General features: G+C 65.9%; 11 protein-coding genes. 5 read left to right on the top strand and 6 right to left on the bottom strand.

Features of this window, described 5'->3' with window-relative positions; all coding sequences use genetic code 11:
• The first annotated feature begins 53 nt into the window (after positions 1–53).
• Positions 54–827 carry a helix-turn-helix domain-containing protein gene (locus ACIBW7_RS02450; RefSeq protein WP_397044148.1) on the top strand — a complete coding sequence of 258 codons (774 nt, stop codon included), beginning with the start codon at positions 54–56 and terminating at the stop codon, positions 825–827.
• Between the two features lie 5 nt (positions 828–832).
• Here the strand turns inward: ACIBW7_RS02450 and ACIBW7_RS02445 are convergent, their stop codons facing one another.
• Entirely contained in the window at positions 833–1,585 is a 753-nt protein-coding gene (locus ACIBW7_RS02445) for a lysophospholipid acyltransferase family protein (protein WP_397043302.1), read from the bottom strand.
• An 8-nt stretch (positions 1,586–1,593) separates the two neighbouring features.
• Positions 1,594–2,346 carry a lysophospholipid acyltransferase family protein gene (locus ACIBW7_RS02440; protein WP_397043300.1) on the bottom strand — a complete coding sequence of 251 codons (753 nt, stop codon included), beginning with the start codon at positions 2,344–2,346 and terminating at the stop codon, positions 1,594–1,596.
• Between the two features lie 100 nt (positions 2,347–2,446).
• Here ACIBW7_RS02440 and ACIBW7_RS02435 point away from each other — a divergent pair, with 100 nt between their 5' ends.
• The 3 genes from ACIBW7_RS02435 to ACIBW7_RS02425 all read left to right on the top strand — a co-directional run bounded on the left by ACIBW7_RS02435 (position 2,447) and on the right by ACIBW7_RS02425 (position 5,472).
• Positions 2,447–3,364 (top strand): hypothetical protein, encoded by a 918-nt coding sequence (locus tag ACIBW7_RS02435; protein ID WP_397043299.1) that lies wholly within the window; start codon positions 2,447–2,449, stop codon positions 3,362–3,364.
• Positions 3,365–3,406: 42 nt separating this feature from the next.
• Positions 3,407–4,945: a Rieske 2Fe-2S domain-containing protein gene (locus ACIBW7_RS02430; RefSeq protein ID WP_397044146.1), complete on the top strand. Its 1,539-nt coding sequence runs from the start codon at positions 3,407–3,409 to the stop codon at positions 4,943–4,945.
• Between the two features lie 176 nt (positions 4,946–5,121).
• Positions 5,122–5,472 carry a hypothetical protein gene (locus tag ACIBW7_RS02425; RefSeq protein ID WP_397043297.1) on the top strand — a complete coding sequence of 117 codons (351 nt, stop codon included), beginning with the start codon at positions 5,122–5,124 and terminating at the stop codon, positions 5,470–5,472.
• Positions 5,473–6,046: 574 nt separating this feature from the next.
• On the opposite strand, the gene ACIBW7_RS02420 is transcribed toward ACIBW7_RS02425, so the two are convergent.
• A complete protein-coding gene (locus ACIBW7_RS02420; RefSeq protein ID WP_397043295.1) occupies positions 6,047–7,003 on the bottom strand; it encodes a DMT family transporter in 957 nt (318 codons plus the stop codon).
• Positions 7,004–7,285: 282 nt separating this feature from the next.
• Positions 7,286–8,539, bottom strand: coding sequence for an oxygenase MpaB family protein (locus ACIBW7_RS02415; RefSeq protein ID WP_397043293.1), 1,254 nt, complete (start codon positions 8,537–8,539; stop codon positions 7,286–7,288).
• A gap of 109 nt (positions 8,540–8,648) precedes the next feature.
• Between ACIBW7_RS02415 and ACIBW7_RS02410 the strand changes: the two genes are divergently transcribed.
• Entirely contained in the window at positions 8,649–9,293 is a 645-nt protein-coding gene (locus ACIBW7_RS02410; protein ID WP_397043290.1) for a TetR/AcrR family transcriptional regulator, read from the top strand.
• A 12-nt stretch (positions 9,294–9,305) separates the two neighbouring features.
• On the opposite strand, the gene ACIBW7_RS02405 is transcribed toward ACIBW7_RS02410, so the two are convergent.
• Together ACIBW7_RS02405 and ACIBW7_RS02400 are read right to left on the bottom strand one after the other, a co-directional pair.
• Positions 9,306–10,859, bottom strand: coding sequence for an MFS transporter (locus ACIBW7_RS02405; protein ID WP_397043288.1), 1,554 nt, complete (start codon positions 10,857–10,859; stop codon positions 9,306–9,308).
• Positions 10,860–11,076: 217 nt separating this feature from the next.
• A complete protein-coding gene (locus ACIBW7_RS02400; RefSeq protein WP_397043286.1) occupies positions 11,077–12,864 on the bottom strand; it encodes a putative bifunctional diguanylate cyclase/phosphodiesterase in 1,788 nt (595 codons plus the stop codon).
• Between the last annotated feature and the right edge of the window lie 178 nt (positions 12,865–13,042).

Here is a 13,042-nt window from a genome sequence, read left to right as displayed (position 1 = left end):
CGGCTTCGGGCCCTGTATCCGGCTGTGAGCTGCTTACAGTGGGTCGGGTGACCATGCAGGTAGACCTGATCGAAGCCACGGTGCCCGCGCCGGAATCGCTGCGCCCGTGGATCACCGAGCTGGGGCGCTTCCCCACCGCCACCGATGCGTCCCTGCCGTTCACACATGTGCCGCATGCCGGGACGACGATCGTGCTGCGTGCTGCCGACCGCCCCGACGCACTGGTCCTCGGCCCGCAGACCCGCGCCTCGTACTCCGAAGCCGATAAACCCGCCGGCTGCGCCCGCCTGCGCCTGGCCCCCGGCGCCACCCGCCAACTGCTCGGCGTCCCCGCCGCCGAGCTCGCCGATCGTGTCGTCCGCCTCGCCGACCTCCCCGGCGTCGCCGCCGAATTGGCGAGCGAACTCGCCACGCTGCCAACGGAAGAGGTCCTGCCTTTCCTGGAAGAGGTTCTCCCGCAACGTATCTCCGAAGACACGACTCAACGCACCCACCGCGAACTACTCCGCGATGCGGTAGCCGTCATATCCGCAACACCAACAGTCCACGGACTCGCCACCGACCTCGCCGTCAGCGAACGCCAACTGCGCAACCTGTTCACCAGCGGAATCGGCATCTCCCCAAAGCATTTCGCCAGGATCAGCCGCGTCCGCCGGATCCTCGTCGATGCGAACAACACGGAGGTTTCATTGGCCGACGTCGCGGCCGTCCACGGCTATTACGACCAATCCCACATGTCGGCGGACTTCAAAGCGCTGATGGGTGTGCCACCGGCCAAATTCTTCCAGGGACAGGTGCCCGCACCGACCCCGTGCCGGTCTGCCTGACGAACTCAGCGAGTTCGCCGCTGTGCCGCAGCGCGACGCCGGGCCATCTCTTCGCGCTCGAGCACCGCGGCCTCGGCGAGGGTGGGCGCGCCGCCGCCGAGTCGGGCCGGAACCCAAGGCGCACCCTCGGGCATCGGGTAGCCCGTTTGCGCCTGTTCGAGCAATTCGCCCATCCGCGTACGGATTTCGGCGGTCAGGTAGTCGGTCGGCTCGGCGGGCGGGATCGGATCGCCGATGCGGATATTGATCGGAAAACGATGGCGGCCGAGTTGTTTCGGGAAACCCTTGGTCCAGATGCGGTGTGCACCCCAGATGACGATGGGAATGACCGGCACGTCCGCGTCGATCGCCATACGCGCCGCACCGGATTTGAATTCCCCGAGTTCGAAACTGCGGCTGATCGTCGCTTCCGGATAGACCACGACCAGTTCGCCTTTCCGCAACGCCTCGACGGCGCGGCGGAACGACGCCGCTCCGGCCGCCCGATCGACACCGATTGCCTTGCAGTGCTTCATGAGAAAGCCGACGATGCCGTGCTCGAGTTCGGCCTTCATCATGTAACGGACATTGCGCCGCGATTTGCGCCCGACCAGCCCGACCTCCATGAAGTCCAGGTAGGCGGTGTGATTCACGGCGAGTACGGCACCGCCGGTGCGCGGGATCCGGTCCTGGCCGGTGATGTCGATGCGCAGACCCTGCACCGCGAACATCGTGCGAACCAAACCGGTGAGAATGTCATAGACCGGTTCCCGCGACATAGCTTCCCCTACAAAGAATCCTCGGCTGCCCGACGCGCCGCCTTCTCCTCGGCTTCAGCGGCATCCATGGCATCAGCTTCCTCGAGGGTAGGCGCACTGCCGCCCAAACGTGCCGGTACCCAGTACGCGCCGGGTTCGTGCACGTAGTCCTTCTGCAGATCCAACAGCATGGCCTGCATGGTGCCGCGGAGTTGGGCGGTGAGTTCGGCGGCGGGCTCGTAGGGCTGGATCGGTGCGCCTACGGCAATGGAGATCGGAGTATTGGTGCGGCCCAGACGCTTCGGAAAGCCCTTGGTCCACACGCGCTGGGCGCCCCAGATGACGATCGGGATGATCGGCACGTCCGACTCGATCGCCATGCGCGCGGCGCCGGATTTGAAAGCCTTGATCTCGAAGCTGCGGCTGATGGTCGCCTCCGGGTAGACGCCGACCAACTCGCCCTTGCGGAGGTATTCGAGTGCCGCCTGGTACGAGTCGGCCCCCGCGGACCGATCGACCGGAATGTGCTTGAGCGCCCGCATGATCGGGCCGGAGATGTTGTTGTCGAACACCTCCTTCTTGGCCATGAAACGGATGTACCGCTTGGGGGTGCGTACCGGCAGACCCGCGTAGGTGAAGTCCATGTAGCCGGTGTGGTTCACCGCGAGGACGGCACCACCGCGCGCCGGAATATGTTCAGCGCCCTTGACGCTGAACTTCAAACCTTCGATGAAGAAGACGGTACGGGCAAGCCCGATTATCGTCCGGTAGACGGGTTCCACAATTCCGCTAGCGTAGTCGCTGACTGTCCCATCCGGCAGAGCCGCCGCGACTGCGCGCGTCTGACCCGTCGCTCAACGTCTATGAAAGAGGACCCTCGAAGTGGAACGCGCCCGCCCGATACCGCGTGAACGCGACTGGAAGGACCCGCGCCAACGCGACCGGAGAGGGCTGTTGGCCATCATGGGTGGTCTGGTACTGACCGGCGCCGTCCTGCTCACCGGCTGTGATTCCGTCTCGGGCATTCCCGGCGACGAGCCGGAGCACACATCGGTGCCGACTACCACCACGACCTCCGCCGCGATTGCGACCACAACCACGAAGGTCTTGGCGCATGCGGTCGCGGTGCCGGTCGGTGAGGTTCCCGGCCTGGCCGGCGCGGCGGATGTCGCGGCCCGCTTCGGCGCCGTCCTGGCCGTCTCGACGCCCGCCGAATTGCGGTCCAAGTGCTGGATGATGGCGCCGGGCAATGTGGCCGATATGGCCACCGAGCAGAAGGCCGTCCTCAGCGCCCTCGCACAACCCGCCACCACCACGCAGAACACCGTCACCTGGCAGAACGCGGGCACGACCGTCGCCTTCGATCGGAGCGAAGTCGTGGCGGCCACGAAGAATTCGTCCCAGATCGTCTGTCCATGGGTCGCGCAGGACGGCGCCGAGGCCGGACCCAATGAGGCCGACGCCAGGCATACCGTGCGGCGCTATCTGTCCCGCTCCGTCGGCACCCCGCTCGATCCCGCCGATAAAGAGGGAACCTACCCACTGGTCTGCAAGGCGAGCCCGGCGAACTGGGACCCCAGCGGAACCGGAAGTCCGACAGCTCCTCCGCTGGCCAACAACCCGGGCAGGCTCACCGGAACCACGAAATTCACCGATCCGGAGATCCGCTCGGAGCGGCTGCGCGCGGGCTACGTCACCGTCGAGGTTCCGGTGACGAACTCCTCGGGTGTGACGCAGACCCGAACCTTCACCCTGACCGCGGGCAACGAGGGCTACTGCATCGGCGACGTTTCTGCCTAACCACTACCCTTGATGGCTGGTAACGGTCAGGAGGAACAGCTCGTGCAGATCACCAGCGTCGGACACGCCGGATTCCACATCCGCACCGCGGCCGGGTCGATCCTTTGCGATCCCTGGGTCAATCCCGCGTACTTCGGTTCGTGGTTCCCGTTTCCGGATAACACCCAGCTGAACTGGGACGAGCTGGGCAGTTGCGATTTCCTGTACGTCTCGCATCTGCACCGCGACCACTTCGACGCGGCGCACCTGGCGAAGCACGTCAACAAGGACGCGACCGTGCTGCTGCCGGACTACCCGGTGCCGGATCTGAAGCGGGAACTGGAGAAGCTCGGCTTCCACAAGTTCTTCGAGACCGAGGATTCGGTGAAGCACCGGGTGGCCGGACCCGGCGGCGAGATCGACATCATGATCATCGCGCTGCGCGCACCGGCCGACGGACCGATCGGCGACTCCGGGCTGGTCGTCTCCGACGGCGAGACCACCTGTTTCAATATGAACGATGCCCGTCCGGTGGATATGGATGTGCTGCACGACGCATTCGGGCATATCGATATCCACCTGCTGCAGTACTCGGGCGCGATCTGGTATCCGATGGTCTACGACATTCCGTCGCGGACCAAGTCGAATTTCGGTAAGCAGAAGCGGCAGCGCGGAATGGACCGGGCGCGCAGCTATATCGAGCAGGTCGGCGCCACCTGGGTGGTGCCCTCGGCGGGTCCGCCGGTATTCCTCGACGACGAGTTGCGCTACCTCAATGACGATCGCGGCGACGAGGGCAATATCTTCCCGGACCAGATGGTGTTCCTGGAACAGATGAAGATCCACGGCAACGAGGGCGGGATCCTGATGATCCCGGGTTCGGTCGCCGACGTGCGCGGTGCGGAACTCTCGCTGACCCATCCGTTCGAGCCGGGCCTGATCTATGACAACAAGGCCGAATACATCGAGCTGATGGCGCAGCGTCTCGCGCCGGTGCTGGCGGCCGAAAAGGCCTCGTGGGCAACGGGTGACGAGCGGCTGCTGGAACAGCTGCAGGCGCTGTTCGAGCCGATCATGAAGCAGAGCGATCTGATCTGCGACGGGATCGGCTATCCGGTCGGGCTGGTCATAGGTGACGAAACCGTGGTGCTGGACTTCCCCAAGCGGGTGGTGCGCGGGCCGGTCGAGGGTGAAGGCAAGTACCGTTACGGCTTCCGGATCCCGCCGGAACTGGTGCGCACCGTGCTGCGCGAGGATGAGCCGGACTGGGTGAACACCATTTTCCTGTCCACCCGATTCCAGGCCTGGCGCATCGGCGGCTACAACGAATTCCTGTACACCTTCTTCAAATGCCTCACCGATGAGCGGATCGCGTATGCGGACGGCTGGTTCGCCGAGGCACACGACGATTCCGCCTCAACGGAATTGGCCGGCTGGGAAGTCCAGCGCCGCTGCCCACACCTGAAGGCGGATCTGTCGAAATTCGGCGTGGTCGAAGGAAATAACCTCACCTGCAATTTGCACGGGTGGCAGTGGGACCTGGAATCGGGCCGGTGCAAAACCTCCAAGGGGCATGAGCTGCGCTCGCGCAAGCTCGTCTGAACCCGCTCCCGGGGCATTGTGCCGACTGTCGGCTGGTTTTGAAATTCCAGGCAATTCGGGCGCTGACGTGCTGGTGGGACCTACCGTGCGCTCCTAGAATCAGGACCGTCGGGGAATTTCGGAACTCGACGATCTGCGAGTCAGAACCGCGCGACGACTCGCCGGAAGAAGGCACCATGAGCACCAATAAAGCGCGCGGCAACATCACGCGCCGAATACTCGCGAAGGCCGCACTCATTGGAGCGGCAATGACGGTTCCGATGATTGCAGTGGCGGCTCCCGCTATGGCAGCGCCGACGCCTCGACCCGGTGTAGTACAGGCCGATTGCGACTACGACTTCGACTCCGGCTACAGCAACCAGTGGACCGACGACGGCAAACCGTGGAACGGCCATGGCAAACCGTGGAAAGGCAATCCGTGGGGCGGAGGCTACGGCAAACCGTGGGGCGGCTATGGCGACGAGTGCGGCTTCGGCGGCGGTTCGAGCCAGTGGTTCTTCCCCCCGGGCTGGTTCGGCAGCAGCTGACCGAACGAATCCGAGCGTCGCGAGATAGACCTCTAGGCGACCATTGCGGTGACGTCGCTGGGTGACCCCTATTCGCCCGCATGCCCTCGCGCTAGGCCCCGCCGCTAATGCACAAGTGCGAGAACCGAACTGACCCGGTGCCGGGAAACCAGCCGAATACAAGCCTCACGATGCTGGGATCGCCGTCGTGAGCAGAGCGCTATGGCTCGCGTACCGACGCATTGATGCCCCGGGCCTGCTGGACCCGAGCGCGAGACACTCGGGATGGCCCGCGACCCCTGACGGCGGCCGACCTCTCGGCGCATCGATGACGCGCCACGTGGGACAACCCCTCGCTGCCGGAGCGCGGATGCTGATACCGGACCCGCACGCTCGGTCATCCGCGCACATCGGCGCGTCGACTGAGCCTGTCCCGCGAACTCCGGCAATACGCGTCGGCGACTGAGCCTGTCGAAATTGCAGGGCGAGCCACTGGGTTCGGCCTCGCAAGCGCTTTGCCCTGGACATCGACACCTCGATCACCGGAACTGCAGGCAGGGACCGCCTGCCGAAACTTGGAGCGCGGATGCTGGGGTCAGGTTCGCGAACGAGTGGCGACGACGACCGCGACGAAGGTCAAGGCGCAGCCGATTACGGCGGTTGGTGACAGTCCGGCGCCGGTTGGCGTGAGGAGGTCCAGGGTGATCGAGGCCAGGAGTTGGCCTGCCACCGAGGTCAGCCCCAGGAGCAGGACGCCGATCCAGCGGACGGTGACGGCGGCAAGGGCGATGAAGGCGACGCCGATGATTCCGCCTGGATAGAGCCATGGCTCGCTGGGGAATTCGGTCGGCCAACCGGTGCCGACCAGTATGCAGGCCTCGATGGCGAACAGAGCCGCGGTGCCGATGCCGAAGTTCACCAGGGTGGCCGAGAACGGGCCGCCGACCGCGCCGACGCGACCGTTGACCGCCTGCTGCCAGGCCAGTCCGATCCCGGCGAGCGCGGGCAAGAGGATCAGCGCAGCGGTGGGGCCGGTGCGCAGCCATTCGGGCACCGCCGCGGAACCGACCGGCGCACCGGACCTTCCCACCGCGGCGAGGACCACCGCGACCATGGCCAGCGCCGCGCCACCGACGCGCGAAACCGTGACCGGGGTGCGGCCGTTCGGCGCCAACCCGAGCCGGTCGACCACCAGACTGCTCAGCAGTTGACCGCCGACCGTGGCGACGGTGAAGGCCGTGACGCCGATCGCCGCAACGGTAAGTCCTTGGCACGCAACGAAGAACGCACCACAGAGCCCACCGAACAACTGCACCGGCCGCAACTCGCCACCGGCTACCGCCCGCCGCACCCGTACCAGCCCGTCCCGCAACCGTCGGCTGACCGCGAACGCGATCACCAACACCATCAGACCGAGGCCGAAACTGATGCAGGCAGCCGCGATCCCATCCTGCAACCGCGCCCCCAGCGCCCCATTGATCCGGCCCTGCACCGCCACCCCGACCCCGATGCAGAACCCGAAGGCCAACCCCACCTTCGCCCGCGCCACCATCCCCGCACCGTACCGTCACCCCCGCAATCCTCGACCGAGCCACAACGCGGCGCTTCGAGCACCAGCCGACTCGGACACCCATCGCCGGAGATCACAGCGCCGAATTCGCCGCAGAATGGCCGGTCACCCTCGATGCAAGTTGGCCGAAGGGTGTTCGTCCGATGTGCTTCTGGCTGCTGCGCGATCGACCGAGTCGACCAGCGACAACCACCAACAGACCCGCTCCACCGACCAGCCGAGCGGCCATGCGAGCCGAGGCGCACGGCAAGCACAGGCCATCTGTTACCCGGCGCGCAAGGTGGTGCGGGCGGCGTATGTGTCGTGACGAGCGTAGGTGCGGTCGCCGCCGTTGCGAGCTATAGAGCCGCGGACCAAGCGGGCGCGGATGCGGGCACCCAGGCGTTCGTGGAGGCGGGTAGCGCCCGGGATGATTCGGCGGGGAACTTCTATGGCGCCGTTGACGACCGCGGTGGCCATGACGGCGCTCTGGAAGAATCTGCTGTTCTCCAGGCCGAGGAAATCGGAGTTGGTCGGACCGAGGACGATTCGGCTGTAGGCGACCATATAACTGGTGATCACGCGGCGGATCAGGCGCTGAGCTGCGGTGTCGGTGCCGATGAACAGGCCGCCCGCGGCCGGGACCAAGGCTTGGGCCAGGCGGCGAGAGTCCTCGTCCGGGATGAATTCGGTATCGGCGAGGATCCAGAAAGCGCGCCAGGTATCGGTTTCATTGGTCGGCAGGATTTCGGCGTCGATGCCGAGCAGGAAGCCGACGTAGCGCCAGAGCTGGAATACGGCATCCTTCTCCTGCGCCGAGAAACGCAGGCCGAGCGCCTGTGCACCAACGAGATTCGCCATCGAGAACAGCCCGAGGGTGCCGACGGTGAGCACCTGGTTCACCGGGTGGTCCCAGGCTTCGTAATCCCAATCCGGGCGTCGATTCATGCCCGCCCGGACCAGCGCGTGCATCAGCCGCACCCGCAGCACACTCTTGTAGCCGACCTGATTGCGTTGCAGCCCACCGGGAGTCGTGACGTCCAGCCACCACTGGGTGGTTTCGGCCAGGCGGCGCGGCGCCATGGCGTCGAGGTCGCCGGTGCCGACCAGGGTCTTATCCGCGCGGGAGGCCAGATAGCCGCCCATCAGCGCGAACATGCCCATCGCGATGCCACCCCAGACGCTGGTGCGTTCCACGACCCGGGCACCGCGGTCGATCTTGGTGCGGTCCAGCCAGTACGGGTCGGTCTCGACCTGACCGAAGAATGCCGTCAACTCGGCGGGCGCATTCGGCACCGCATCGATTCCGCGCTCCACGGCCATCTCGAACATCCGCCGACCCTCGCCGACCGGAAGCCGCTTGAACATCGCGACCACATCGTCCGCGAGCGGATCCCCGACCTGCGTGAACCGGCGGAACGAATCCCGCTGCGCCGCGGTGCAGCGCAGATCGCCGGGCGCCAGCACCGGCACCGCGTACCGGAACGGGAACTCCGTGAACAGCGGCGGAGTGGGCAGGAACTGGTTGTCATGCGTCATTGCATTTCACCCATCGCAAGAGAGGTTCGCGCCCGGGTCGAGCACATTCTGACAAGACCGTCTCACAAATTCGGATATCTGGCAAGGAACTATGCCAGAATGGAGCGCGATGGCTACTACCTCGCGGTCCTACGGCGGCATACCGATCGAACAGCGCCGCGCCCGTCGCCGCGCCGCACTGCTGGACGCCGCGCTGGAAATCATCGGGACCTCGGGATTCGCCAAGCTCACTGTCTCCGGACTGTGCACCCACGCCAAACTCTCCGAGCGCTACTACTACGAGAGCTTCAGCGACCTCGACACCGTGTTCACCGAGTTGTTCGAGCGCATCGTCGACGAAATCGGCCAGGCCGTGGTCACCGCATTCATGCGGATCGACGCCGACATCCGCGGCAAAACCCGAGCAGCCATCGCCGCGGCCGTCGACCTGATCGCCGACGATCCGCGCAAGGCCCGCATCGTCACCGTCGAGGCGCAGCTGAATCCGGCGCTGCTCATGCGCCGGGCCGAGGTGATGCGCTCGTTCGCGGGCATCATGATGGCGGTCTACGCCGAGGAGATCGGTGCCGATATCGTCGAAAGTGCCGGTGACCAAGCCGAATTCGCCGCCACCCACCTGCTCGGCGGGCTATGGGAGACCACCAACAGCTGGCTGGCCGGCACCCTCGCGATATCCCGCGACACGCTGATCGACCGCTCGACCGATCAATTCCTGCTGACGGCGACCCATCTCATCGAAGCGCCCCGCGGCTGACAGCCCATCGCCTCACCGATCGGACGCACGACGCGGTAGCGAGGACGGAATCAACAGGGCGATAGCGAGCATGGAAGCGCCCAGCAGCGCGACCGTCGTCGACATCGACAGCCACAACGTGGCGATGGCGGCGAACCCGAAGACCGCCAGTGCGACGACCTCCGCAGCGAGACCGGACACCGAGGTGACCGTCGCCCGTGCCGGACCTTCGATGGCGTCCTGCAACCGAGCCCCCGCCACAACACTGGCGTTGTAGACGATGCCGTAGGAAACACCGATCGCCGTAAACCCCACGCCCGCAAGCACATACACCGCACCCGGCCAGCGGACGGCGAGACCGGCGACCACCGCGCCGCCGACGAACAGCACACCACCCAGCCCCACCGCGATCGCGATGGCGCGCGCCGACATGCCCTCGGTGCGCCCGGCCGACACCGAACCCACCAGCGAACCGACAACCGTAATACCGACCAGCACCGGCACCACTGCCGTCTTCACCCCGACCTCCTGGGCGAGCAATGCGAAGTACTCATCGAAGGCTGTGACCCCGAACAGCAGTGCCCCCAATGCCACGCAATTACGCACGGCACGCACCCGAATCGCCTCCCCCACACCGGTTCGCAGCATGTTCAGATACGTCGCGAACGGCCGTGATTCTGTCGATATCGACACGGAGATGTCGGCGTTGTCCGTCGCCGGGCACAAGACGCCGCCTGCCACGGCCACTTGACCGTCCAGCTCGGTGCCGAACCCGTCTGCCGCGACAGCACACTCGCCTGCACCGGCATCACCACCAGCCGACGACGGGGCAGCCCGCCTGCCCGCACCAACTGCCGCCGCGTGTCCGCTGTCCACCGCGCGGTGAGCATTCGGTTCCCGCGCACCGTCGCACCCGGTGTCCAATTGCCCAGCAGGGGAGACAGACCGGGAGGTGCTCGGCTCCTGCGCCACCGCACCGACCGACATTCGAGCCGGCTCGGATGAACCGGCCGAATTGTCCTCGTCTTCGAGGTCCTCGACCGCCGCAGCCGACACAGCCTTCGGCGCGCTCGGCAACGACAGCCCGACCAGAGTGTGCACCGCCGCGAACGCCACACTGCACCAGCCGAGCAACGGATAGCCGCCCCAGATATACAACGGTGTGGCGGCGAGGATCGCGATCACGATCGCGGTTTCGGATGCCGCCCTGGCATAACCGATGATGCGCGGATACGCCCGCTGCTCATTCCGGGCGACGAGTTCGTCGTAGAGCAATGCCTCGAACGTCCCGGACACCAGCGCGCCCGAGGTCCCCCACAGCACGAAGCCAGCCGCGAAACCCAGGTAAGTCGGCAGCACAGTCCAGCAGGCGAAACCGGCGGTCAGCAGCACACCGCTCGTTACGAGCAGCCCACGCCGTGACACCGTATCGGCCCAGGCACCCGATGGCACCTCGAGCAGGAACGCGGTCGCCGACCACATCGCCAGCAGCGAAGAGATCTGCCCGGTACTCAATCCATGATCGGCGAACAGCACCGCGTACAGCGCATATAGCGGAATGAGATCACCGATGCCCTTGAAGAGCACCGCGCGCGCCGTAAGCGCGCGCAGACCGATCCCGCCGGCCCGCGACCTATCGGCTCAATAGCCATAAATAAGCAAACGCATACCGCCAGCCTGGCGACCTGCCCCCGAGCCCGTCAAGCGATTTTCCGGACGCCACCGCACGAACAGCCCGCCCTCGACCTCTTGTCGACGAACACAACGAGCGCGAGTCCGAAAGGTCGCCACGCTTCGGCAGTGCTCAACCGAGCGGCAACCACCCGTTGGCGGTATGGAGGTCCCCATCGCCGAGTTCCCGATCGTCGAGTCCGGGGCCGACCCGACCCTGATGCTCGTTCAGATCGGTGATCAGTTCCGAGACCGGATGCGAATCGCTGTAGTGATAGCCCTGGGCCAGCGCGAAACCGAGTTCGGTCAGCACCGCAGCCTGATATTCGGTCTCCACGCCCTCGGCGATCACCTGCAGGTCCAGTGCACTGCTCAGTGCGGCGATCACGCCGAGCAGCGGCGGCGCGGGCGAGTCCGAACGGATCGCGGCGACGAAGGACTGGTCGACCTTGAGGATGTCGCTGGGCAGGGTGGCCAGGCGGCTCAGCGAGGAGTAGCCCGTGCCGAAGTCGTCGATCGCGATGCGCACGCCACGCTCGCGCAGGATGTGCAGATTGCCGATGGCCGTCTGGGATTCGGCCGCCAGCTCGCTCTCGGTCACCTCGAGCACCAGTTGGTCGGCGGGCCAGCCGGTGCTCGCCAGGATATTGGCGACGCGGTCCGCATAACCGGTCTCGGCCAGTTCCAGGCCGCTGACATTGACGTTCAGCGTCAGATCCAGTTGCGCGAAGGTCTCCTGCAAGCGAGCCGCGTCCGCACAGGCCCGGCGCAGTACCAGCTCGTCCAGATCGGAGATGAGGTCGTATTCCTCGGCAACCCGGATCAGCCCCTCGGTGGTGACATCCGGCTGCGCACTCGACGACCAGCGCAGCAGCGCCTCGACACCGACCGCCTTACCGCCGCCCTCGGTCAGGCTGACGATCGGCTGGTAGTGCACGTCGAGCGCGCCACGGTCGATCGCCTCGCGCAACTCGACCGCCAGCGGCAACTGCCGCGACGACTCCAGCACCGTCCGGTTACGCCCCGCCTGCTTGGCCCGGTACAGACCGACATCAGCCCGACTCACCAGCAGCGAACCCGACTCACCCGGCTGCCACGAGGTGACACCGGCCGAACACCCGGTGGTCACCGATGCCCGCAACTGCTCGGTCAGCAGAATCGCCGCCTGCTCGGTGGTATTCGGCAGCAGCAGCGCGAAGGCGTCACCGCCGTAGCGAGCGAGTCGCTGATCGGGCGCGAGCAATTTCGACCAGGTATCGGCGACCCGCTGCAACACCGCATCGCCCGCGCGATGGCCGAGGTGGTCGTTGATCTTCTGGAAGCGGTCGAGGTCGACCAACACCAGCGCCAACCCCTGACCGGTGCGGGTGGCGGTTTCGATCGCGCCGTTCAGCGCCCGGTCGAAACCGCGCCGGTTGAGCAGTCCGGTGAGCACATCGATATCGGCCTCGGACGCCATTCGGGTCAGGATGCCGACCACGACGCCGACTCCGAACGTCACACCGGCCGGAATCAACCCGGACCACCACGGCAATGTGGGATGCACCGGCCGCATCGGCATCACCCACAGGCACATGGCCATAGCGAACGCTATGTGCGCGAATGCCTGCGGCCATGCGAAGAACAATGCGGCATCACAGGCCACGAATACATAGAAGGAGGCGAGACTGATCGCGCCGACGGTATTCGGGAACGCGTATACCGCGATTGTCACCAATACCGTCGCAATCGCGACATAACCATGGTGAATCCCATGGGGCAACCGCGGACCCCAGCCGAGCAGGCTGAGTCCGAGCAGCAGCGCCACCGCGGCGGCGGTACCCACCAGTGCTCGATTGCCTTCGCTGCCCGGGGCGATTCCCGTGATCAGCAGGCCGAGCGCGCCCCCCATGACGTAGAAGGCACCGGTGGTCCGGGACATGACCATTGCCGTCGCCAACGCAGACGCGGCCCGCACCCGGGTTCGAGTATCGCCGCGAGACCCGATTCCTCGCACGGGGAATAGCCTAGACATAGAAATTACCGACAGTTGCCACATCCTGTGAATCCGGCATGGCGAACCCCTAGCTATTTACCTGCAGGCAATGTGGGACGGGCTA

The sequence above is a fragment of the Nocardia sp. NPDC049526 genome, assembly GCF_044465765.1.
Classification (GTDB): Bacteria; Actinomycetota; Actinomycetes; order Mycobacteriales; family Mycobacteriaceae; genus Nocardia.
Note: the sequence above shows the minus strand (reverse complement) of the source record. Positions and strands in the feature narration are given on the sequence as shown.